The organism is Cytobacillus citreus (assembly GCF_018343665.1).
GTDB classification, from domain to species: Bacteria; Bacillota; Bacilli; order Bacillales; family Cytobacillaceae; genus Cytobacillus; species Cytobacillus citreus.
Genome location: NZ_JAGYPM010000003.1, coordinates 991,871 through 1,015,256, shown reverse-complemented (window position 1 = coordinate 1,015,256; position 23,386 = coordinate 991,871). Strand labels below are relative to the sequence as shown.

Genomic DNA, 23,386 nt, shown 5'->3' with positions numbered 1-23,386 from the left:
GGTGGGATACTACCCTGGCTGTATTGAAATTCTAACCCGCACCCCTGATCGGGGTGGGAGACAGTGTCAGGTGGGCAGTTTGACTGGGGCGGTCGCCTCCTAAAAAGTAACGGAGGCGCCCAAAGGTTCCCTCAGAATGGTTGGAAATCATTCGAAGAGTGTAAAGGCATAAGGGAGCTTGACTGCGAGACCTACAAGTCGAGCAGGGACGAAAGTCGGGCTTAGTGATCCGGTGGTTCCGCATGGAAGGGCCATCGCTCAACGGATAAAAGCTACCCCGGGGATAACAGGCTTATCTCCCCCAAGAGTCCACATCGACGGGGAGGTTTGGCACCTCGATGTCGGCTCATCGCATCCTGGGGCTGTAGTCGGTCCCAAGGGTTGGGCTGTTCGCCCATTAAAGCGGTACGCGAGCTGGGTTCAGAACGTCGTGAGACAGTTCGGTCCCTATCCGTCGTGGGCGCAGGAAATTTGAGAGGAGCTGTCCTTAGTACGAGAGGACCGGGATGGACGCACCGCTGGTGTACCAGTTGTTCTGCCAAGAGCATCGCTGGGTAGCTATGTGCGGAAGGGATAAGTGCTGAAAGCATCTAAGCATGAAGCCCCCCTCGAGATGAGATTTCCCATAGCGTCAAGCTAGTAAGACCCCTGAAAGATGATCAGGTTGATAGGTTTGAGGTGGAAGCGTGGTGACACGTGGAGCTGACAAATACTAATCGGTCGAGGACTTAACCAATAATTTTTTAATGATGATTGTCTGTTATCTAGTTTTGAAGGAATAATCCTTTTAACTAAAAATGGTCTGGTGGCGATAGCGAGAAGGTCACACCCGTTCCCATCCCGAACACGGAAGTTAAGCTTTTCAGCGCCAATGGTAGTTAGGGGCTGTCCCCTTGTGAGAGTAGGACGTCGCCAGGCTAAACCCTATTAAGGGTTATTTTTTTGCCAAAATTAGTTGGCCCGTTGGTCAAGCGGTTAAGACACCGCCCTTTCACGGCGGTAACACGGGTTCGAATCCCGTACGGGTCACCAATATGGAGGATTAGCTCAGCTGGGAGAGCACCTGCCTTACAAGCAGGGGGTCGGCGGTTCGATCCCGTCATCCTCCACTATAACTTATATGCCGGCCTAGCTCAATTGGTAGAGGATTACGAAAGCTTGCAGTACGCAGCGTTACATCCTTGAATAGCAGGCTGTAGTAATCTGCGACAAATCACAAAGAGATTTGGAGCACAGTTCGACTTCTATCAAAATTCAGGAAGTATCATCTTGTTTCGAGCCATTAGCTCAGTCGGTAGAGCATCTGACTTTTAATCAGAGGGTCGAAGGTTCGAGTCCTTCATGGCTCACCATTTAATTTGCGGAAGTAGTTCAGTGGTAGAACACCACCTTGCCAAGGTGGGGGTCGCGGGTTCGAATCCCGTCTTCCGCTCCAATTATTGCTGGTGTGTGGAACTAACGACACAGGTCTTAAGATCATCGGCACCACATATAAAAAGCGTGCGCCCGTAGCTCAATTGGATAGAGCGTCTGACTACGGATCAGAAGGTTATGGGTTCGACTCCTTTCGGGCGCGCCATTTATAAACGGGAAGTAGCTCAGCTTGGTAGAGCACTTGGTTTGGGACCAAGGGGTCGCAGGTTCGAATCCTGTCTTCCCGACCATGCTATCTACTTAATAATGGGGCCTTAGCTCAGCTGGGAGAGCGCCTGCCTTGCACGCAGGAGGTCAGCGGTTCGATCCCGCTAGGCTCCACCATATAACATAATTATTTTTAGTTTGATTAGGCGGCGTAGCTCAGCTGGCTAGAGCGTACGGTTCATACCCGTAAGGTCGGGGGTTCGATCCCCTCTGCCGCTACCATGCTATAATAGAATTTTACTATTCGGAGGAATACCCAAGTCCGGCTGAAGGGATCGGTCTTGAAAACCGACAGGCGGGTCAAACCGCGCAGGGGTTCGAATCCCCTTTCCTCCTCCATTTATTAAATATTATTGTCGCGGGGTGGAGCAGTCCGGTAGCTCGTCGGGCTCATAACCCGAAGGTCGCAGGTTCAAATCCTGTCCCCGCAATATGGTCCGGTAGTTCAGTTGGTTAGAATGCCTGCCTGTTACGCAGGAGGTCGCGGGTTCGAATCCCCTTTCCTCCTCCATTTATTAAATATTATTGTCGCGGGGTGGAGCAGTCCGGTAGCTCGTCGGGCTCATAACCCGAAGGTCGCAGGTTCAAATCCTGTCCCCGCAATATGGTCCGGTAGTTCAGTTGGTTAGAATGCCTGCCTGTCACGCAGGAGGTCGCGGGTTCGAGTCCCGTCCGGACCGCCATTATTGCAGGCTTTTAAAATCTGTGATAAATCGCAAAGAGATTTAGAACACGCTTTTGACTACTATCTAACTTTAGGAATTTTAATATTTTTGGCTCAGTAGCTCAGTCGGTAGAGGATTTTTAAAGATTGCAGCTTCGAAGCAATTCATCAATGAATAGCAAGCTTTTAAAATCTGTGACAAATCGCAAAGAGATTTGGAACACACTTTTGATTGCTTTCTAACTTTAGGAATTTTAATATTTTTGGCTCAGTAGCTCAGTCGGTAGAGCAAAGGACTGAAAATCCTTGTGTCGGCGGTTCGATTCCGTCCTGAGCCACCATTTATTTTGCCGTTAATTCATGCAGCTAATGATGGCGATTGTGGCGAAGTGGTTAACGCATCGGATTGTGGTTCCGACATTCGTGGGTTCGATTCCCATCAGTCGCCCCATAAGATTTGCGGGTGTAGTTTAGTGGTAAAACCTCAGCCTTCCAAGCTGATGATGAGGGTTCGATTCCCTTCACCCGCTCCATAATGTGGGCCTATAGCTCAGCTGGTTAGAGCGCACGCCTGATAAGCGTGAGGTCGATGGTTCGAGTCCATTTAGGCCCACCATTTCTATATAACTATTCCGCAGTAGCGCAGTGGATTGCGAAAGCTTGCAGTTCAGAGCATAGCATCCCCTAAAGGCAAGCTGTAGAAATCTGTGACAAATCACAAAGAGATTTGGAACACTTTTTTGACTACTATCAAAATTTAGGGATTATTATTAACTATTCCGCAGTAGCTCAGTGGTAGAGCTATCGGCTGTTAACCGATCGGTCGTAGGTTCGAGTCCTACCTGCGGAGCCATTATGGGGAAGTACTCAAGAGGCTGAAGAGGCGCCCCTGCTAAGGGTGTAGGTCGCGTAAGCGGCGCGAGGGTTCAAATCCCTCCTTCTCCGCCATATTTATTGGCCCGTTGGTCAAGCGGTTAAGACACCGCCCTTTCACGGCGGTAACACGGGTTCGAATCCCGTACGGGTCATATAAAAGAGCTGTCAACAATATTGTTGGCAGCTCTTTTATTATAGATTTTTAATATTTCACGATTGTAGCTGATCTAAATGAGCAGTTATAATAATTGTGTGGTCCTCAATCAATCTTCTGATCTTTTTCCGCCAGCTGCCTGCCTGGATTTTCTAAATCAAATTCAGATGTAATTCCCGTAGAAGGTCCTCTGAACATTTCGCCAGTGGCAATGATTTTTCCATCTGGAGGTCCAAATAGGGGGATTTTTATTTCGTTTTTCGTTGCCTCTTTTATTAAAAAATCCTCTTCTTTATTACTCAAATTATTATTCCTCCTTCAAATATCTAATAATCCTATATTTTATTTTGTCATGAAATGCAATAAATTATGTCGAAACGGCAAGATTCAATTTGAATGTATTCGATTATTATCATTTCTTTAAAAATGTTGTCAAAATCTTTAGAAAATCTTTACAAGGTCTTTTCTGTAATCAGGCGAATATAATCATGGAAGTGTGGTTTAAAGGAGAGGATATACATGAATGCTGTATCTCCAACCGATTATGAGATGCATCTATTCCATGAAGGTACTTTATGTGAGGGTTTTCGACTCTTTGGTTCTCACGTCATTAAGCAAGGGGGAAAAGTTAGTACGAGGTTTTGTTTGTGGGCACCAAACGCCGAAATTATCAGATTAGTCGGTGATTTTAATGATTGGAATGGAGATGGGTATCCCTTACATAGAGTTAATAATGAGGGTATTTGGGTGATCGACATAGATCACAATTTACAAGGAGCTTTATATAAATATGAAATCTTTACAAAAGAAGGAAATAGGTTTTTGAAATCAGATCCCTTTAGCTATTATTCAGAAATTAGACCAGGTACAGCATCTATTGTTTATTCCCTTGAAGATTATCAATGGAATGACCATATTTGGATGCAGAAAAGAGAGAAGAAAAATTTGCTTGCAGAACCTGTTGCGATTTATGAAGTTCATTTAGGCTCATGGAGGAAACGAGCAGATGGATCATTTCTTTCATATAAGGAATTGGCACATACATTAATTCCTTACGTCGTGGAGCATGGGTTTACACATATTGAATTATTACCCCTTATTGAGCATCCGCTCGACGAATCGTGGGGCTATCAAGGAACTGGATACTATTCTGTTACAAGCAGGTACGGAACTCCGCATGATTTTATGTTTTTTATTGATCAATGCCATCAAAAAGGCATTGGGGTTATCCTTGATTGGGTTCCTGGCCATTTTTGCAAGGATGCGAATGGATTGCATCAGTTTGATGGTACGTATTTATACGAATATGAAAACGAGTGGGATCGGGAAAACATGATTTGGGGTACGGCTAATTTCGATCTTACAAAAAGCGAAGTGCAAAGCTTTTTAATTTCGAATGCAATTTTTTGGATGGAATATTATCATATCGATGGTTTTCGGTTAGATGCAGTCGCAAATATTTTATTTTGGCCGAATCGTTATGAAAAAAGTGAGAACCCATTTGGTATTCAGTTTTTGCAAAAATTAAATCAAGTCGTTTACGATCGAGACCCATCCTTCCTTTTGATGGCTGAGGATTCGACTGACTGGCCACAGGTTACGTTTCCTACACAATATGGTGGATTAGGCTTCCATTACAAATGGAATATGGGGTGGATGAATGATGTTCTATGCTATATGGAAACTAGCCCAGAATCAAGGTCGCATGCTCATGGGAAAATGACTTTTTCATTGTTATATGCTTTTAAAGAAAATTTTGTTCTCCCGCTTTCTCATGATGAAGTTGTTCATGGAAAGAAATCTCTTTTAAACAAAATGCCTGGTGATTACTGGGATAAATTTGCGCAAATGCGTTTGCTTCTTAGCTATATGATTGCACACCCAGGAAAAAAGCTCCTATTTATGGGGGCTGAATTAGGGCAATTTGCAGAATGGAAGGATAGGGAACAGCTTGATTGGCATTTATTAGATTATGAAATGCATCAAAAAATGAATGTTTTTGTTAAAGAGCTTCTCAAACTATATAGTCGTTCTAGGCCGTTTTATGAATTAGATTTTCTACAGGATGGATTCGAATGGATTGATGTAAATAATTATCAGCAATCAATCTTTTCTTTTATCCGCTTTGGAAAAAGAGAGGATGAGCACCTTGTAGTGATCTGTAATTTCAAAGATCAAGCATATGATGAATACCGGGTAGGTGTACCAAAAAACGGTTCATACCGGGAAATTTTTAATAGTGACCGAGAAGTATTTGGAGGTTCAGACTGTATTAATAAAAAAGTCTTAAAATCAGAAAATCAAGATTATCATGGGAAACCATACTCAGTAAAAATGACAATCGCACCATTTAGCGTATCCATATTACGTCCTGTTAAACATAGGAAGGAGAGAAAAGGAAATGGCAAAGAAAAAGTGCGTAGCCATGCTGCTGGCAGGGGGAAAGGGAAGCAGGCTTCATTCATTGACACAAAATCTAGCTAAGCCAGCAGTGCCTTTTGGAGGTAAATATCGAATCATTGATTTTACGTTAAGCAATTGTACGAATTCTGGTATTGATACTGTTGGCGTCCTCACCCAATATCAGCCACTTGTCTTAAATTCCTATATAGGAATCGGCAGCGCATGGGATTTGGATCGTAGAAACGGTGGTGTTACTGTCTTGCCCCCATATAGTGAATCATCTGAAGTAAAGTGGTATACGGGAACAGCAAGTGCGATCTATCAAAATTTAAATTATTTAAAGCAATATGAGCCTGAATATGTATTGGTTTTATCAGGTGATCATATTTATAAAATGAATTATGAGCTTATGCTTGAATATCACATAGAAAAAGGGGCAGATGCGACGATTTCGGTCATTGAAGTTCCGTGGGAGGAAGCAAACAGATTTGGCATTATGAACACAAGCGATGATATGAGAATAATACAATTTGAGGAGAAGCCCACTGTACCGAAAAATAATCTAGCTTCGATGGGAATATATATATTTAATTGGAAGCTCTTAAAGGAATATTTAGAAATAGATGCCTTAAATCCAGATTCAAGTCATGATTTTGGCAAGGATATCATTCCTATGTTGTTAGAAGAAAAGAAACATTTATTTGCCTATCCATTTAAAGGGTATTGGAAGGATGTAGGGACGGTAAAAAGCCTATGGGAAGCCAATATGGATTTATTAGATGAAAAATGTGAATTAAACCTATTCGATTATGAGTGGCGGATTTACTCCGTCAACCCTAATCATCCTCCACAATATATATCCACTGAAGCAAGAGTTAAGTGTTCCTTAATTAATGAAGGCTGCACAGTTGAGGGGGAGGTTGAAAAATCCGTCCTCTTTCAAGGGGTAATGATTGGGAAAGGATCGCTTATACGTGAAACAGTCATCATGCCAAATGCAAAAATAGGTCAAAATGTTTTTATCGAAAAAGCGATTATTCCAACCGATATGAGTATACCGGATGGAATGGTTATTAGAGGCTCTGAGGAAAAGGATAAGATTGTTTTAGTTTCTAATGAAATGCTGCAAAAATTTGTTTCATAAATTTTCATAATTTACTTTAATAGGCTAGCAGTTTTCTTTCATGCTAGCCTCTATTTCTGCACATCTAATATTTGACCATCGTTTCTAATAGGAGGGATTCGTTTGAAGAATCGTTTGCTTGGTGTTATTGATGCGACAACCTATCATGAAGAATTAGGAGAGTTAATGATCCATAGGTCACTTGCAGCACTTCCCTTTGCTGGCAGGTATCGGCTCATTGATTTTGTACTTTCTAATATGGTGAATTCTGATATTGAAAGTGTTGCGATTTTCCCGAAATTTCAATATCGATCTTTAATGGATCATTTAGGGTCAGGGAAAAACTGGGATCTTAATCGAAAAAGAGATGGCCTTTTCTTTTTTCCCTCTCCAAATATAGAAGGAGAGAAGCATGGAATCGGTCCCTTCAGCCATTTTGCAGCCAATCTCGATTATTTCAAAAAAAGTAGACAGGAATATGCCCTCATTTCCAATTGCTATACTGTTTTTAATATGGATTTCAGGCCAGTACTAGACAGGCATATTCAAACTGGCTGTGATATTACTGAGATCCGCAAACATGGAAGATCATTAGAAATGTATTTAATTAAAACATCCTTGCTTATTGAGTTGATTCGAACAAGGGACATGACCGGCTATTCTTGCATGCATGATGTTGTGTCAAGTTATCATCCATCCTATCGAATATGTACATATGAATATGAAGGTTATGCTGAAATGATTGATACGATTCATAAATATTTCACAGTGAACCTAGATCTTCTTCAGCCCCAGATATGGAAAAGTCTATTCTTAAGGGATCAGCCTATTTATACGAAGGTGAAAGATGAGCCTCCTACAAGGTATTTAAAGGAGGCTACTGTTCATCACTCAATGATAGCAAATGGATGTCAAATTGAGGGAACGGTTGAAAATTGCATCATTTCACGAGGTGTTAAGATCGGGATTGGATCGGTAGTAAAGAATTGTATTATTATGCAAAAGAGCCAAATAGGAGAGAATTGCCGTCTAGATTCTGTGATTTTAGATAAGGATGTCAAGGTGGAATCAGGCACATTGTTAAAAGGCTCAATCGAATCTCCTTATGTAATTCAAAAAGGAACGATACAAGGAGCTCTGATGAATTCGTGAAAGTATTATTTGTTGTTTCAGAATGTGTTCCATTTGTTAAATCGGGTGGACTCGCTGATGTTGCTGGTTCTTTGCCAAAGGAGATTTTCAAGCAAGGGACTGATATCAGGGTTATTCTGCCGAAATATGGGTTGATCTTAAACGAATATAAATCAAAAATGACAAAAAAAGCAGAATTTACAGTTAAGGTAGGTTGGAGAAACCAATATTGTGGGATTGAAGAGATAGAGTATCAAGGGATTACTTATTATTTTGTAGATAATGAATATTATTTTCATCGAGAAAAATTGTATGGAGCTTATGATGATGGTGAGAGATTTGCTTTTTTTAACAGAGCGGTATTGGATGCTCTTCCATTTATTCCGTTCTACCCTGATGTTATTCATTGTCATGATTGGCATACAGGGATGATTCCCTTCTTGTTAAGAGTTGAATATCAAGCAAAAAAAGGATATGAATTTATACGAACTGTATTTACGATTCACAATCTGCAATTTCAGGGAATCATGCCGAATCATGCACTGGCTGATTTATTATGTCTTAGTGACCGTCATTTTCATGTTGATCAACTTGAGTTCTATGGCAATATTAACTTTATGAAGGGTGCGATTGTGGCAGCTGATAAAATTACAACGGTCAGCCCCACTTATAAGAATGAAATACAAATGGAGCACTATGGTGAAAAGCTGCATCTTCTTTTACAGCATCGGTCTTCCGATCTGGAAGGGATATTAAATGGCATTGATGAGACAATTTATAATCCTGAAAACGATAATTTTCTAACCGAAAGCTATAATCATAAAAATTTAAAAAAGAAATCGGTAAATAAGCTACATATACAAAAACAATTTGGTCTTCCGATTGCTGATAAAATTCCTCTTATTGCCATGGTCACGAGACTGACAGAGCAAAAGGGGCTTGACCTCCTGCACTGTGTTTTTCAAGAGTTGATGTCAGATAACATACAGATGTTGATTTTAGGTACAGGTGATGTCCAGTATGAACAATTTTTTAGAGAGATGGAGTTAGCCTATCCGAATAAATTTAGAGCTTATATTGGCTTTGACGAAGGGATTGCCCACCAAATTTATGCAGCAGCCGATCTTTTTCTGATGCCTTCAAAATTCGAGCCTTGTGGACTCGGTCAGATGATAGCAATGAAATACGGGGCCATTCCAATCGTTAGAGAAACGGGAGGGCTGAATGATACAGTTCAGTCATTTAATGAAGGAACAGGTAAAGGCAACGGCTTTTCATTCAAGCATTTTAATGCTCATGATATGCTTTTTACGATACAAAGAGCACTTAGTTTTTATAGGGATGAATCATGCTGGAACGTGATTGTGATAAATGCAATGACGATGGATTACAGCTGGGCACGGTCTGCTTATCAATATAACTGTCTTTACGCAGAAATCATCTCTAGGAGTGAAAGTCATGTTTTCTAATAAAGAAAAGTTTAAACAAGCCTTTTTACAAAAGCTTGAGATGATGTGCGGAAAAAGCTTTGGAGAAAGTACGAAGCGTGATCAATATTCTACCCTAGGAAACATGGTGAGGGAATATATTAGTACAGGATGGATTAACACAAATGAGCGTTACCGAACTTCAAAAGGAAAGAAGGTTTATTATTTTTCGATTGAATTTTTGCTAGGCAGGCTTCTCTATCATAATTTATTAAATTTAGGGATAGAGGTTGTTGTAAAGGATGGCTTAAAGGATTTAGGCATTGATTTATGTGCTCTAGAGGAAATAGAGTCTGACGCTGGGTTAGGAAACGGGGGCCTTGGAAGACTTGCAGCCTGTTTTATGGATTCTTTAGCCTCGTTGAATTTACCGGGACATGGGTGCGGAATTCGCTATAAGCATGGTTTATTTGAGCAGAAAATTGTGGATGGATACCAAGTGGAACTGCCTGAGCAGTGGCTTCGGCATGGGCATGTGTGGGAAGTTAGGAGAGAGGATTTGGCAGTAAAGGTACCGTTTTGGGGAAGTGTTGATTGTAAGGAGGAAAATGGGGGGCTTTTTTTTCGCCATGTAGATGCTGAAACAATCACAGCTGTCCCTTATGATATGCCGATTGTCGGGTATAAAACGGAAACTGTCAATACGCTTAGGCTATGGAGTGCAGAGCCGTCTGCCTATCCGGTGCATAAAGATATTTTAAAATATAAGAGAGATACAGAATTAGTTTCGGAATTTTTATATCCGGATGATACTCATGATGAAGGAAAAATTCTGCGGTTAAAACAGCAGTATTTTCTTGTGTCTGCAAGCCTTCAGTCTATTATCCACTCCTATAAAAAGCAGCATGAATGCTTACATGCTTTTCATGAGTACATTAGTATTCATATTAACGATACTCACCCCGTTCTTGCAATCCCAGAGCTTATGCGAATACTGCTTGATGAGGAGGGCATTGGATGGGATGAGGCCTGGCAGATAACTGTGAATACCATTTCCTATACAAATCATACTACATTATCAGAGGCATTAGAAAAATGGCCAGTTCGTATTTTCCAGCCATTACTGCCTCGTATTTATATGATCGTAGGTGAAATAAATGAGAGATTTTGCCAGATACTGTGGGGGAAGTATCCAGGGGAATGGAAGCGAATTGAGAGTATGGCCATTATTGCCCAAGATCAAGTGAAAATGGCTCATCTTGCACTTGTAGGAAGCTATAGTGTGAATGGTGTAGCTGCACTTCATACAGAGATTTTAAAAAAAAGGGAAATGAATTCTTTTTATCAAATTTTTCCGGGAAAATTTAATAATAAAACGAATGGCATTACACATAGAAGATGGCTGTTAAAAGCGAATCCACTTTTAGCGAGCCTTATTTCAGAAGCTATAGGGAATGATTGGATTTGGGAACCAAAAAAGCTAATGCAATTAATAAAATATGAGGAGGATCATTCCTTTCTACAGCAGCTTTTCCAAGTGAAGCAGCAAAATAAGACAAGGCTAGCTAGAAGGATTAAGGATAAGACTGGACTTGTTGTGGATACTGCCTCTATTTTTGATATCCATGTGAAAAGACTTCACGCTTATAAAAGGCAGCTCTTAAATATTTTACATGTAATGTATTTATATAATAGGTTGAAAGAGGACTCGAGCTTCCATATGTATCCACGCACGTTTATATTCGGTGCGAAAGCTTCACCAGGGTATTATTATGCCAAGAAAATTATTAAGCTTATTAACACAGTAGCAGATATAGTTAATCAAGATGAGATGACTAAAGAAAAATTAAAGGTTGTATTTCTTGAAAATTATCGAGTTTCATTAGCTGAGGAAGTATTTCCTGCAGCAGATATTAGTGAGCAAATATCAACTGCTAGTAAAGAAGCGTCAGGAACTGGGAATATGAAATTTATGATGAATGGTGCCTTGACTGTAGGGACACTTGATGGGGCGAATGTTGAAATGATGGAAAAGGTAGGATTCGACCATTTATTTATCTTTGGTCTAACAGCAGAAAAGGTAATGGAATATGAACAGCAAGGTGGTTACCATTCACTAGATTATTACCATCATGACAAAAGGATACGTCAAGTAGTAGATCAATTAATAAATGGCTTCTTTCCTGATGTTGATGGTGAATTCGAGCCTATTGTTGATTCATTACTCATGGAAAATGATCAATATTTTGTCCTTCGTGACTTCGATTCGTATGTAAATATTCAAAGACAGGCAGAAAGAACTTACGAAAATCAAGACCAATGGCTAAAGAAGAGCTTAAGAAATATCGCTGCATCTGGCTATTTTTCCAGTGATCGCACGATACGTGAATATGCAGAAGAGATCTGGAAAATAAAATCAATTTAGAGGCTTACTGAAAAAGCGGTTTTCGTCTTTGATGACTTTGTTCCTTTAAAATCGGGGTTTACGGTAATCAAAAGCCATCTTTGATGCCCGTCTCATGAAGAAAAAGGGGTTTACGGTAATCAAAAGCCATCTTTGATGCCCGTCTCATGAAGAAAAAGGGGTTTACGGTAATCAAAAGCCATCTTTGATGCCTGTCTCATGAAGAAAATGGCGCTCACGGTCATCAACACTGTTCATAATTGAAATTTTTATATAATAGTCCTGGAACATTGAACAACAATCTCTTAGGAAAGAGACATTGTAAAAGAGCACCAATACTCAGGTGCTCTTCGTTCATTTATTCATCTACTTCTACATATCCATCTGTTCGTCGATAATGTACGTCTCCGAATGGTGTATCGCTGCCAACTTCATCAAGCATGGCTTCATATTCTTCGTGTTTTTTTGATGGAAAAATCCTTCTTTCTGTCCCTTCAATGTTATTGGCGATGAAAGTTTCATAATCCTCTGTGAAGCCTTCATCATCATGGCCTTCATTATAAAGGGAGTTGTAGTCTTCATAATCGCCTCTTAGGTCAGATGGTGTTTCAGATGTTCCGAATCGGGCAACCTCTTGAAAGCTATCCTCATTATCAATGACTTCCCTGAATTGATGGTGCTGAAAGGCATTTCCATGTGCAGGCTCAAGTACATCTTCTTCTACTGGCCGATCGCCGGGAACTCTTTGTTCTTGGCTATGTTCCTTACAATATAAAGTATAAGGAAGAGCTTCGAGGCGTTCAAATGGAATATCATTGCCACATACTTTGCATTTTCCATATGAACGATCTTCCATCGCTTGAAGTGCCGCATTTATTTTATTGAGCTCGGAATCATGATGCTCTTCTAAGGCAAAATCCTTTGTTCTGTCATATAATTCAGATCCCATATCTGCAGGGTGATTATCATAAATAGATAGCTCTCCGACTGTCTCGCGTGCATTTACTCCTTGAAGGCTGCCTTCTTTATTTCCATGCAGCTGTGATTCTAAAGAAGATTTTTCCTCATTTAATTGCTGCTTTAGTTGGCTTAGTTGTTCAATTGTTAACAAACTAATCACTTCCTCATAAGTTCGTTTCCACTTTATATTGAAATTAAATTCTCAGTGGTCATTCTTATGAAGTTAGTATGAACCTTATTAATAAAATCATGACAATATAAATTTTTTCAGAAAAAAACCCATGCAATATGCATGGGATCATTCTAAATCTTATAATAAATATCCTATAAAGAGGCCAATTGATAATAAAAATCCAAAAGTGGTATTTGTCTGAGCTGTTGCCTTCATAGCAGGCATCATCTGTATTGGAACTGTTTTTCCAATAAATCCTTTTGTTGCTTTAATCGCTTTTGGAGCACTTAGAATGACAATTGCCAGCCAAGGAGAAATAATATTCATCGCAATAAGAATGAAAACCCATGCATATGAAATAATAAACATCCCAGCAAGCAAACGTATAGCTCTATTTCGACCAATTAAAATGGCAAGAGTTTTTCGTCCAAATTCCTTATCGCCATCCAAGTCACGGATATTATTCGATAACATAATGGCTCCAACTAGAATTAATATAGGAAAAGAAACTAAAATACTCGTAGGTGTTATCGTTCCTGTTTGAATAAAGAAGGAAATCAGAATAATAATCATGCCCATAAAGAAACCAGAAACAATTTCACCAAACGGGGTATATGCAATTGGCATTGGGCCGCCTGTATATAAATAGCCAACAAGCATACAAACAAGTCCGATAAGAGCAAGCCACCAGCTGCTGCTCATACAAATATAAATACCAATTAATAGAGAAATTCCATAAAGGGCTAATGCTAAATTCAAGATCGTTTTTGGTTTAATGCCATCGCGAACAATCGCACCTCCAATCCCGACCGATTCTTCATTGTCAAGTCCATGCTTATAGTCATAGTATTCATTGAACATATTCGTTGCAGCTTGAATAAGTAGGCTAGCAATTAACATAGCAAGAAATAATCCAAAATGGATTTCCGTTACTTGAAGGGCTAAGGCCGTTCCAAGCAGGACTGGTACAAAAGAAGCAGTAAGAGTATGAGGTCTTGTTAATTGCCACCAAACCTTCCAGTTTTTTGAATTGGAAGTTGGAATATTTGTATGCATTTGTGTTTGCATAGAACTCTCCCCTCGTCGTCTATATTAAATGTAAAATTTGAATCCAAAAGTTTTTCCATTTAGCTTTGCGCAATTAGGCGATTCTGCTTTTCTTTTTATCAAACCTATTTATTATAATGGAAAAGGTTTGTACTGTCAAAATTGATCTAGAGTTCTTCTCAACGATAAGTGTAAGTTGAGAGAAGCAAAGTGTCAATGGTACGGAATAACAAAACATAATTTAAAGTAAGATAACTTGTCCTAAATATGACTAGCATTGACATATGAATGTAGTGAGGAGTATGTTAAAATAAGCTTGGAATATGTTATTAGGTGTTTTTGGAGGGGTTTTTTTGGTTACCAAACAAGAAACGGAACTAAAAGAAGGGATCCTGGAAGCAATTGATAGGGCAAAAGCCTTATCTAAACCAGTTTTAGTAAGTGAAGTGCAGCAGATTAATCATATAGATCCTCTTACTTTCTTCACAGCAGGAGTAGAAGGCTTTTTTGGTGAGCGTTTTTTCTGGAAAGACCCTTCAGAGGAAACCTTTATCATCGGTATGGGAATATGTAACCAAATTCAATCGGATCAGGCAGCTGGCCGCTTTTTTCATGTAGAAAATGAGTGGAAGCGCTTAATTAAAGATGCCATCATTTTTAATCGATTTAATTTGAATGGCATAGGACCTCTTATGTTTGGTGGATTTTCCTTTGATCCATTAAAAGAGAAAACCAAGCTTTGGTCTAAATATTCCGATTCGCTATTCCATATTCCTACATTTATGTATAGTGTCATACAAGGAAAAGCCTTTTTAACGACAAATATCATTTGTACTCAACATGATGATCACACGCTTGTTGAGATTATTAATAAGGAAAAAAACGCACTTTTTTCATCTATAATAGATGCTAAGAAACAAGATGGGCATCAACTAGTAAAAGAGATTGAAATCAATCCCGCGGAATGGAAAGAAACTGTTTCATCTGTTGTAAAGGAATTAAAACAAGGTCCGTTAGAAAAGGTTGTTCTTGCTAGAGAAACGAGATTAATTTATGACAAACAAGTGGAAGTGGAAAATGTCCTTGAACTATTGTTGAAACAGCAGCAAGACAGCTTTATTTTTGCCTTTGAATCGAACGGTGATTGCTTTATTGGCGCCTCTCCGGAACGGCTAGTGAAAAAGACTGGGAATAACCTCTTTACCACTTGTCTAGCTGGATCGATTGCGAGGGGCAAAACAAAAGACGAGGATCAAATGCTTGGAGAAGAATTATTGAATGATCCAAAAAATTTAATCGAGCATCAATATGTTGTGCAGATGATAAAAGAGGCTATGGAAGAGGTTTGTGAGGAAGTGTCATTACCTAAGGAGACTAATTTGCTGAAAATGAGAGATATTCAGCATCTTTATACACCGGTGGCAGGAGTAGCTAAAGAAGATACTTCTTTGCTTTTATTAGTTGACCGTCTCCACCCAACTCCTGCATTGGGAGGGCTGCCAAAGCAAGAAGCAGTAGAGAAAATCCGTGAAGTTGAGGAGCTTGATAGAGGCTTTTATGGCGCTCCACTTGGCTGGGTGGATTATCAGGACAATGGAGAGTTTGCTGTATCTATTCGATCAGGCCTTATTCAGAAGGATGAAGCTTCTATTTTTGCTGGTTGCGGTGTTGTAAAGGATTCTAATGCAGACAGTGAGTATATTGAAACTAAAATAAAATTCCGGCCGATGCTGACTGCTCTTGGAGGAAATAATAAATGAATCATCAAGAAACATTAACCACTTATATCGCTGCTTTCGTATCAGAATTAGTAAATATCGGGGTAGAGGATGTTGTGGTGAGTCCTGGTTCAAGGTCTACCCCTTTGGCAATGGTAATGGCTGAGCATCCTGAACTTCGTGTGCATATTCATGTGGACGAGCGTTCGGCTGCCTTTTTTGCTTTAGGAATGGCAAAGGCCTCTAAAAGGCCTGTAGCTATTCTATGTACATCAGGGACAGCAGCAGCAAACTACTTCCCTGCTATTGTGGAAGCAAATATTGCAAGAGTGCCACTCCTTGTTTTAACAGCTGATCGCCCTCATGAATTAAGAGATGTTGGTGCTCCACAAGCCATTGATCAAATTCACTTATATGGAAATCATGTTAAATGGTTTGTTGAAATGGCGCCACCAGAGGATTCTAAAGACATGATTCGGTATGTACGCACTATTTGTGCTAGGGCAGCTTCTACAGCTAAACGTTCTCCAGCAGGGCCTGTACATTTGAATTTTCCTTTTAGAGAGCCATTAATTCCGCAATTGGACAAGGCGGACTTATTTGAGTTAACTGAGCGCTCAGCCGGATATGTACGTATTCAAGCTGGGGAATATAAGCTTACGAATGAGGAATACAATGAAATTGGAGAAAATCTCAGTTCGTATGAAAGAGGAATCATTGTTTGTGGATCAATTGAAGCGGATGGCTTTAATGAAGCAGTCATCGCCTTAGCAGAAAGGCTTCAATTCCCTATTCTTGCTGACCCGCTTTCTCAACTAAGAAGTGGAAGCCATAGTGGAACTTATATTATTGATACATATGACACCTTTTTAAAAAATGAAAAAACAAAGCAATATTTAAAGCCAGATGTTGTCATTCGTTTTGGTGCAATGCCTGTGTCTAAGCCTTTAACCATTTTTCTAAAAGAAAATAGTGATGTACGACAATTTGTTATTGATGGTGGAGCCGGATGGAGAGATCCAGGAATGTTGTCCTCAGAAATGGTTTATTGTCATGAAACAGATTTTTGTCGCTCGATTATTCCTTATATTTCTAAGAAGAACAGTCTTTCCTATTTTGAAAAGTGGGAAAAAATAAATCAATTAACTCGAAAGAATTTAGCAGAAATTAATGAACTAGATGTATTAAGTGAAGGAAAACTATTTTATCTGCTGACTGAAAGACTGCCTGAAGGTGCTACATTATTTGTTGGAAATAGCATGCCGATTCGAGATTTGGATACTTTTTTCCATTTTAATCATAAATCAATAAGAATTATGGCTAATCGTGGAGCGAATGGAATTGATGGTATCATTTCAACTGCTTTAGGTGCAGGGACATTCTTACAGCCGCTTTACTTAGTATTAGGGGATCTTACATTTTTCCACGATCTGAACGGTTTAATTGCGGCAAAGCAATTTGGAATCGATATTAATATCCTATTAATCAATAATAATGGCGGAGGAATATTCTCGTTTCTGCCGCAGGCAAGCCATCCAAAAAACTTTGAACAGCTTTTTGGGACACCATTAGATTTGAAATTCCAGTCTGTCGTAGAAATGTATGGCGGACATTATGAGTTAATAACTAGCTGGGAGCATCTTTCTTCCTCAATAAATGCAAATAAAGAAAAGCCAGGTTTAAAAGTAATGGAAATTACAACAAACCGAGATAAAAATATTCAAGAGCATCGAGAATTATGGGACGCGGTTTCCCGGGAAATAAGTCAATTATTGGATGGCGAATGCTGATGAATTATGTCATCAATGGCATTCGCTATCATGTTGAAATATGGGGGAATCCTATAGGCCAACCTTTATTATTGCTTCATGGGTTTACAGGTAATGGAGCATCTTGGCGGCAGTTTGAAACACAATGGAAAGATCATTCCTACGTCATTTCTGTTGATATTATCGGTCATGGACAAACGGACTCACCTAAAGAATTACAAAAGTATGATATTGAATCAGCAGCAAGTGATTTACATACTCTGTTAGAAGTAATGAAGATAGAGCAGACTGATTTACTTGGCTACTCAATGGGCGGCAGGCTAGCTTTAACCTTTGCTTTAAAATATCCTGAAAAGGTGAGAAAGCTAATACTCGAAAGCTCCTCACCAGGCCTTGAAACTGATATGGAAAGAGAAGATCGACGACTACAGGATGAAAAGCTGGCAGTTCGTATTCGAGAGCATGGAATCGAAAAATTTGTCGATTATTGGGAAAACATTCCCCTTTTCGAAAGTCAGAAGAGGCTACCTGAAATAATCCGGCGAAAATTGAGAATGGAAAGATTAAGGAATACAACTTTAGGGTTAATGAACAGCCTTAAAGGCATGGGGACTGGCTCGCAGCCTTCCTGGTGGGGGCATCTTGAGCAATTGAAAGCACCAGCTCTATTCATCACTGGAAGAATAGATGAAAAATTTTGCCTAATTACAGAAAAAATGCAAAAAAAAGTTAAGTATGCCAAATCGATTACGGTTGATGATTGTGGACATGCAATTCATGTGGAGAAACCCGAAATATTTGGTACAATAGTAAGTGAATTCTTGTCGCATGATAAAAAGGAGTAAAATATCATCCATTTATCATGAGTGGAGAGAATTAGTGATTTAACCTAAAGGGTTATGTTACAAATAGAATACATATACATATAAAGGAGGATTCCGTAATGTCAGCAGTAGAATGGGTTGCCGGACGTAAGTATGAAGAGATTATGTATGAAACATACAACGGAATTGCAAAGATTACAATTAATCGTCCAGAAAAGCATAATGCTTTTACACCGAGAACGGTAATGGAATTGATCGATGCTTTCGCTTATGCGCGAGATGATTCAAATGTTGGAGTGATTATTTTAACTGGTGCAGGGGATAGAGCGTTCTGTTCAGGTGGAGATCAGTCAGTACGCGGACACGGTGGCTATGTTGGTGATGATCAAATTCCACGTTTGAATGTTCTTGATTTACAGCGTTTAATTCGTGTCATTCCAAAACCAGTTGTAGCGATGGTTAAAGGGTATGCTATCGGTGGAGGCCATGTACTCCATATTGTTTGTGATTTAACAATTGCTGCAGATAATGCAGTATTTGGACAAACTGGTCCGAAGGTTGGTAGCTTTGATGCAGGATATGGCTCAGGCTATTTAGCTAGAATTGTTGGTCATAAAAAGGCACGCGAAATTTGGTATTTATGCCGTCAATATAATGCTCAAGAAGCATTAGATATGGGGCTTGTAAACACTGTTGTACCTCTTGATAAGGTGGAAGAGGAAACAATTAAGTGGTGTGAAGAAATGCTTGAAAAGAGTCCAACAGCTCTTCGATTCTTGAAGGCAGCCTTTAATGCAGATACAGATGGCCTTGCTGGTATTCAGCAATTTGCTGGTGATGCAACATTACTTTATTATACAACTGATGAAGCGAAGGAAGGCCGTGACGCATTTAAAGAGAAGCGTAAGCCTGATTTTGGTCAATTCCCTCGTTTTCCTTGATTAAATCTTACGTTTTGAAATAAACAGCTTGGTGGATTATTCCATCAGGCTGTTTTTATTTAAGTCAATATATAATAAAATAAATGTACGCTTGTTTTTATCTAACCTAATCGGAAAGTTTAAGTTTATTAACGTGCTAAAGGATATATGAATTCATAGATTAAATATCTGCAATTATTATCGCATACAAAACACTAAGGCATTCGCCAAGTTTTTCTAATATTCGAGGTGTTAAAATTGAATGATCAAATAATGCAAAATTTCTTACTAAAAAGAGCCTTTTTAACTCCAGACAGACCTGCGATTTGTTTCGCAGACCAAACATATACATTTTCAGATGTGTTTGATAAAGCCGTTCATATTGCTGGACAATTAACTGGCCTTGGGTTAAAAAAGGGGCAGTTTGCTGGAGTACTTCTTGCTAATCATGCAGATACTGCATTTATTTATTTAGCTTTTCAGTTATTAGGGATAAAAGCTGTCATATTAAATAACCGTTTAACTGCCCATGAGCTCGCATGGCAAATGGAAGATTCAAATTCTCTTTTTTTGATAACAGAAGAGCTATTTACTCTTAAGGGCAAAGAAATGGAGAAGAGCCTTTCAAACGTAACTATTATTTATAAAGAAAATTTGTTCCAATCTCCGTTTATAGAACCGATTGTTGAGAATGAAATAAATCTTAACGAAGTTTGTACTGTCATGTATACGTCTGGGACAACGGGCTATCCAAAAGGAGTTCTACAAACATACGGAAATCATATGTGGAGTGCTATCGGCTCTGCCTTAAATCTTGGTCTGACCGAACAGGACTGCTGGCTTTGTGCGGTTCCTTTATTTCATATTAGTGGTTATTCAATCCTTATGCGCAGCATAATTTATGGAATGAAAATGGTTATTCTTGATTCATTCCATGAAAAGAAAACAATTGAATTGATTGAAGATGAGAAGGTAACCATTATGTCTGTTGTCAGTACCATGTTAACTCGAATAGAAGAGGAGTTAGGGGATCAGAGGCTTCCAGAGCATTTTCGCTGCATGTTGCTTGGAGGTGGACCAGCACCTAGGGCACTTCTTGAAAAATGTATGTTCAAACAAATCCCTGTCTACCAAACTTACGGTATGACTGAAACTTCGTCGCAAATTGTTACCCTTTCTCCAGAATATAGCATTAGCAAGCTTGGATCCGCAGGTAAGGCTTTATTTCCATCTCAGTTAAAAATAATAGGCTCTAATGGAGAGGTTGCAAAACCAAATGAAGCAGGCGAAATCATTGTTAAGGGACCAAATATAACGATTGGTTATTTGAATAGAGAAGAAGAAACAGCTAAAAGACTTGTAGATGGCTGGTTATCAACTGGTGATATAGGATATTTGGACTCTGACGGCTTTTTATTTGTATTAGACCGCCGTTCTGATTTAATCATTTCTGGAGGAGAGAATATATATCCAGCGGAAATTGAGGGGGCACTTGTTTCCCATCCAAATATATCGGATGCAGGTGTTATCGGGATGAAGGATGAAAAATGGGGTGAAGTTCCAATCGCTTTTGTAACGATTAAAAAAGATATGATGGAAGAGGAAATCATTCAATATTGCCTACAAAAACTAGCAAAATACAAGGTGCCTAAAAAAATCTATATCATAGATGAAATCCCGAGAAATGCTGCGAAGAAGATTTTGCGAAGAAACCTGCGTTTATTATTAGATAGATAATCGAATTGGGAGAAGGGGTTACAGCAGCAATGGGAGCTTGTACATTTTAGTAAAATTAGCTCTTGGTTATTGCTTGTCATTGTTAGTTTTATGATTGTTGCTCAATTAAAGCATGTAAAAGCAAATAGGACATAAATAATATGAAGAGTTGAATCCAATAATTAGTATTGGATTCATCTCTTCACTCATAAAATCAAGCAGGTTCAAAAGTTTTACAATCGGTTTCCTTGCTGTTATCTGCTGTTTTTCCCTTATGGCTCACAACATAAATTTGTTCAGCAGCACATTTATTTCCTTTTGCCCAATATGAACAATTATTGACTTCACATAAAACGTCTTTAGCCATTGCGCATCACTCCTTAAGAATTCTATAAATGAGAGGGCTTAGAACCCTATTATAGGTTTTGTATAGACAATATCCATCATTCATGCCAATAGAAGGAAGACAAGTACGAATAATGAAAGCAAAAAAACCTCTCAAATGAGAGGCTTTAATTTAATGCTTTTTCAAGTGCTTGCAAATTATCATTCATAATAGAAAAATAAGTGGCATTATTTTTAATGTCATTATCTGTTAAAGTTGATAAATTATGCAGTACTAGCGGTTCTGCACCGAGTTCTTTTTGAATAATTTCTGTTAGCTTTGAGCTTACATTTTGTTCAAAAAATACGTATTTTAAATCGTGTTCTTTTGCTACATTGATGATTTTTTCAAGCTGCTTTTGTGATGGTTCATTTGATGTATTAAGACCTGAAACACCGATTTGTTTTATTCCATATCTTTTCTCCCAATATCCAAAAGCCGAATGGGAAACGATAATTTCTTTATGTTTTGCATGTTTAGTCAATTGCTCGAAATCTGCATTTAGTTGATCGAGCTCTTTTATTAATACATCATAATTTGCAATAAATTCATCTTTATGTTCAGGCATTTCTTCAAGAAGTGCATCTTTAACAGCTTCTGCAAGCTCCTTTGCATAAACAGGATCTATCCATACATGCGGATCGATGTCACCATGGTTGTGGCCATCATCTTCATGATGTTCCCCTTCTTCATGATCTCCATCTTCTGCTGCAGTTGACTCTAAATGAACATTTTCTCCAGCTGAAATTAGCTTAACATGTTCGTTTTTCAATGTTTTCTTTGACTTTTCAACAAAACCTTCTAATCCCAGTCCAATGAAAATAAATAGGTCTGCATCAGCTAATTTAATCATATCTTTTTGAGTGGGCTCAAATGTATGTTCATCAGTACCTGGTGGATATATAGAATGGGTTTCTACATATTTTCCTCCAATCCGTTCTGTGAAATATTGTAAAGGATAAACAGTTGTATAGACGGTTAATTTATTGTCATCTTTTTTCGAATTGACTTTTTTAGTGGTACACCCTGTTAAAAGCAAATTAAAAATTAATAAAAAAAGAAATAATTTCTTCATTTTTTCTCTTTCTCCCCCTAATCAAAACGTACTCATTACGATTTGATGTTCAAAAAAAATACTGAATTTTTTATAATTCGTAATCGTTACGATTCCAAATGTAATTTTACAAAAGAAATAAATAAAAATCAAGAAAAAAAATTGTTTAATAAATGTTTATTTTGTATCCTTGTATTAGTAAAAAATTTTAATAGGAGATCATGCATATGAAATTACTAGATGAAATTTTACAATTTAATCATGAATTTGTAGAAGAGAAAAGATATGAAGAATTTACAACAACCAAATTTCCAAATAAACGTATGGTTTTATTGACATGTATGGATACACGATTAGTTGAACTGCTTCCGCGAGCAATGAATATTCGCAATGGCGATGTCAAGATTGTAAAAACTGCAGGTGCTCTTGTTACACATCCATTTGGAAGTATTATGAGAAGCCTACTTGTTGCCGTTTATGAGCTTCAAGCAGAGGAAGTATTAATCATTGGGCATTATGACTGCGGAATGAGTGGAATGAAGCCTGATAGCATGTTGGAAAGCATGAGAAAGCGTGGAAAATCAGAAGAGGCGCTTGACACGTTTACCTATTCAGGTGTTGATGTTAGGGAATGGCTTAAAGGCTTTGATAATGTCGAGGAAAGTGTTGTGCATAGTGTCCATATGGTAAAAAAACATCCATTAATGCCTAATGATGTTCCAGTACATGGATTAGTCATTGAACCGAGTACGGGAGAATTAAAAGTTGTAGTGAATGGATACGATGATTAACTTATAAGAATTTAGATAGAAAAAACTTGTCATGAACCAATTGCAATTGGCAAATGACAAGTTTTATCGCAGATTAACCGGCAGTAAGACCCCCACTACAAGTTTGCGAGAGAATCAAAGAAACCTAAGTGGGGGCTCAACTGCCCGTAAAGGCCCGACGACGGACACGATGTCCTAGTCAGGCGAAAGCCACAGGACGTGGCGTTT

16 protein-coding genes, 19 tRNA genes, 2 rRNA genes and 1 pseudogene are annotated in these 23,386 nt (G+C 38.8%); 33 read left to right on the top strand and 5 right to left on the bottom strand.

What is annotated here, in order from left to right:
- The 21 genes from KHA94_RS16705 to KHA94_RS16605 form a co-directional block, all read left to right on the top strand.
- A 23S ribosomal RNA gene (locus tag KHA94_RS16705) occupies nt 1-736 on the top strand; the annotation flags it as partial.
- A 65-nt stretch (nt 737-801) separates the two neighbouring features.
- Nucleotides 802-918, top strand: a 5S ribosomal RNA gene (rrf, locus tag KHA94_RS16700).
- A 39-nt stretch (nt 919-957) separates the two neighbouring features.
- Nucleotides 958-1,032, top strand: a tRNA-Glu gene (locus KHA94_RS16695).
- 4 nt (nt 1,033-1,036) lie between these two features.
- Nucleotides 1,037-1,109 (top strand) — tRNA-Val (locus tag KHA94_RS16690).
- 167 nt (nt 1,110-1,276) lie between these two features.
- Nucleotides 1,277-1,352, top strand: a tRNA-Lys gene (locus tag KHA94_RS16685).
- An 8-nt stretch (nt 1,353-1,360) separates the two neighbouring features.
- Nucleotides 1,361-1,435, top strand: a tRNA-Gly gene (locus KHA94_RS16680).
- 67 nt (nt 1,436-1,502) lie between these two features.
- Nucleotides 1,503-1,579 (top strand) — tRNA-Arg (locus KHA94_RS16675).
- An 8-nt stretch (nt 1,580-1,587) separates the two neighbouring features.
- A tRNA-Pro gene (locus KHA94_RS16670) sits at nt 1,588-1,664 on the top strand.
- An 18-nt stretch (nt 1,665-1,682) separates the two neighbouring features.
- Nucleotides 1,683-1,758: transfer RNA gene (locus KHA94_RS16665), tRNA-Ala, on the top strand.
- Nucleotides 1,759-1,786: 28 nt separating this feature from the next.
- Nucleotides 1,787-1,863: transfer RNA gene (locus tag KHA94_RS16660), tRNA-Met, on the top strand.
- 24 nt (nt 1,864-1,887) lie between these two features.
- A tRNA-Ser gene (locus KHA94_RS16655) sits at nt 1,888-1,980 on the top strand.
- Nucleotides 1,981-1,998: 18 nt separating this feature from the next.
- A tRNA-Met gene (locus tag KHA94_RS16650) sits at nt 1,999-2,072 on the top strand.
- A 98-nt stretch (nt 2,073-2,170) separates the two neighbouring features.
- Nucleotides 2,171-2,244: transfer RNA gene (locus KHA94_RS16645), tRNA-Met, on the top strand.
- 3 nt (nt 2,245-2,247) lie between these two features.
- Nucleotides 2,248-2,324 (top strand) — tRNA-Asp (locus KHA94_RS16640).
- A gap of 246 nt (nt 2,325-2,570) precedes the next feature.
- A tRNA-Phe gene (locus KHA94_RS16635) sits at nt 2,571-2,646 on the top strand.
- Between the two features lie 34 nt (nt 2,647-2,680).
- A tRNA-His gene (locus tag KHA94_RS16630) sits at nt 2,681-2,756 on the top strand.
- Nucleotides 2,757-2,764: 8 nt separating this feature from the next.
- Nucleotides 2,765-2,838 (top strand) — tRNA-Gly (locus tag KHA94_RS16625).
- Nucleotides 2,839-2,844: 6 nt separating this feature from the next.
- Nucleotides 2,845-2,921 (top strand) — tRNA-Ile (locus KHA94_RS16620).
- Nucleotides 2,922-3,083: 162 nt separating this feature from the next.
- Nucleotides 3,084-3,158: transfer RNA gene (locus tag KHA94_RS16615), tRNA-Asn, on the top strand.
- A gap of 4 nt (nt 3,159-3,162) precedes the next feature.
- Nucleotides 3,163-3,253: transfer RNA gene (locus KHA94_RS16610), tRNA-Ser, on the top strand.
- Between the two features lie 8 nt (nt 3,254-3,261).
- A tRNA-Glu gene (locus KHA94_RS16605) sits at nt 3,262-3,333 on the top strand.
- Nucleotides 3,334-3,440: 107 nt separating this feature from the next.
- Here the strand turns inward: KHA94_RS16605 and KHA94_RS16600 are convergent.
- Nucleotides 3,441-3,638, bottom strand: coding sequence for a hypothetical protein (locus KHA94_RS16600; protein ID WP_213103216.1), 198 nt, complete (start codon nt 3,636-3,638; stop codon nt 3,441-3,443).
- 210 nt (nt 3,639-3,848) lie between these two features.
- Between KHA94_RS16600 and glgB the strand changes: the two genes are divergently transcribed.
- The 5 genes from glgB (at nt 3,849) to KHA94_RS16575 (ending at nt 11,844) form a co-directional block, all read left to right on the top strand.
- Complete coding sequence (gene glgB, locus KHA94_RS16595; RefSeq protein ID WP_420828174.1) at nt 3,849-5,819, top strand: 1,4-alpha-glucan branching enzyme; 1,971 nt, start codon at nt 3,849-3,851, stop codon at nt 5,817-5,819.
- On the top strand, nt 5,737-6,882 hold the full coding sequence (locus tag KHA94_RS16590; RefSeq protein WP_213103214.1) for a glucose-1-phosphate adenylyltransferase: 1,146 nt from the start codon (nt 5,737-5,739) through the stop codon (nt 6,880-6,882). The genes glgB and KHA94_RS16590 overlap by 83 nt, the downstream gene beginning before the upstream one ends.
- 102 nt (nt 6,883-6,984) lie before the next feature.
- Nucleotides 6,985-8,013 carry a GlgC family sugar phosphate nucleotidyltransferase gene (locus KHA94_RS16585; RefSeq protein WP_213103213.1) on the top strand — a complete coding sequence of 343 codons (1,029 nt, stop codon included), beginning with the start codon at nt 6,985-6,987 and terminating at the stop codon, nt 8,011-8,013.
- Nucleotides 8,010-9,461, top strand: a complete 1,452-nt coding sequence (gene glgA, locus KHA94_RS16580) for a glycogen synthase GlgA (RefSeq protein ID WP_213103212.1) — start codon at nt 8,010-8,012, stop codon at nt 9,459-9,461. Before KHA94_RS16585 ends, glgA begins: the two co-directional genes overlap by 4 nt.
- On the top strand, nt 9,451-11,844 hold the full coding sequence (locus KHA94_RS16575; RefSeq protein WP_213103211.1) for a glycogen/starch/alpha-glucan phosphorylase: 2,394 nt from the start codon (nt 9,451-9,453) through the stop codon (nt 11,842-11,844). Before glgA ends, KHA94_RS16575 begins: the two co-directional genes overlap by 11 nt.
- Before the next feature lie 337 nt (nt 11,845-12,181).
- Here KHA94_RS16575 and KHA94_RS16570 read toward each other — a convergent pair whose 3' ends face one another.
- Together KHA94_RS16570 and KHA94_RS16565 are read right to left on the bottom strand one after the other, a co-directional pair.
- Nucleotides 12,182-12,934: a TraR/DksA C4-type zinc finger protein gene (locus tag KHA94_RS16570; protein WP_213103210.1), complete on the bottom strand. Its 753-nt coding sequence runs from the start codon at nt 12,932-12,934 to the stop codon at nt 12,182-12,184.
- 159 nt (nt 12,935-13,093) lie between these two features.
- Nucleotides 13,094-14,023: a 1,4-dihydroxy-2-naphthoate polyprenyltransferase gene (locus KHA94_RS16565; protein ID WP_213103209.1), complete on the bottom strand. Its 930-nt coding sequence runs from the start codon at nt 14,021-14,023 to the stop codon at nt 13,094-13,096.
- Between the two features lie 332 nt (nt 14,024-14,355).
- Here KHA94_RS16565 and KHA94_RS16560 point away from each other — a divergent pair, with 332 nt between their 5' ends.
- The 6 genes and pseudogenes from KHA94_RS16560 to KHA94_RS16535 form a co-directional block, all read left to right on the top strand.
- A complete protein-coding gene (locus tag KHA94_RS16560; protein ID WP_249365520.1) occupies nt 14,356-15,762 on the top strand; it encodes an isochorismate synthase in 1,407 nt (468 codons plus the stop codon).
- Nucleotides 15,759-17,510, top strand: coding sequence for a 2-succinyl-5-enolpyruvyl-6-hydroxy-3-cyclohexene-1-carboxylic-acid synthase (gene menD / locus KHA94_RS16555; RefSeq protein WP_213103207.1), 1,752 nt, complete (start codon nt 15,759-15,761; stop codon nt 17,508-17,510). Before KHA94_RS16560 ends, menD begins: the two co-directional genes overlap by 4 nt.
- On the top strand, nt 17,510-18,334 hold the full coding sequence (gene menH, locus KHA94_RS16550; protein ID WP_213103206.1) for a 2-succinyl-6-hydroxy-2,4-cyclohexadiene-1-carboxylate synthase: 825 nt from the start codon (nt 17,510-17,512) through the stop codon (nt 18,332-18,334). Before menD ends, menH begins: the two co-directional genes overlap by 1 nt.
- Nucleotides 18,335-18,432: 98 nt before the next feature.
- A complete protein-coding gene (gene menB, locus KHA94_RS16545) occupies nt 18,433-19,254 on the top strand; it encodes a 1,4-dihydroxy-2-naphthoyl-CoA synthase (RefSeq protein WP_213103205.1) in 822 nt (273 codons plus the stop codon).
- Between the two features lie 237 nt (nt 19,255-19,491).
- A complete protein-coding gene (locus tag KHA94_RS16540) occupies nt 19,492-20,970 on the top strand; it encodes an o-succinylbenzoate--CoA ligase (protein WP_213103204.1) in 1,479 nt (492 codons plus the stop codon).
- Nucleotides 20,971-20,991: 21 nt separating this feature from the next.
- Nucleotides 20,992-21,105 (top strand): annotated as a pseudogene (locus tag KHA94_RS16535) (DUF817 domain-containing protein); the annotation flags it as partial.
- A gap of 58 nt (nt 21,106-21,163) precedes the next feature.
- On the opposite strand, the gene KHA94_RS16530 reads toward KHA94_RS16535, so the two are convergent.
- A complete protein-coding gene (locus KHA94_RS16530; RefSeq protein WP_213103203.1) occupies nt 21,164-21,316 on the bottom strand; it encodes a DUF1540 domain-containing protein in 153 nt (50 codons plus the stop codon).
- A 145-nt stretch (nt 21,317-21,461) separates the two neighbouring features.
- Nucleotides 21,462-22,409, bottom strand: a complete 948-nt coding sequence (locus KHA94_RS16525; RefSeq protein WP_213103202.1) for a metal ABC transporter substrate-binding protein — start codon at nt 22,407-22,409, stop codon at nt 21,462-21,464.
- Nucleotides 22,410-22,615: 206 nt separating this feature from the next.
- Here KHA94_RS16525 and KHA94_RS16520 point away from each other — a divergent pair, with 206 nt between their 5' ends.
- A complete protein-coding gene (locus tag KHA94_RS16520; protein WP_213103201.1) occupies nt 22,616-23,179 on the top strand; it encodes a beta-class carbonic anhydrase in 564 nt (187 codons plus the stop codon).
- Nucleotides 23,180-23,386: the final 207 nt, after the last annotated feature.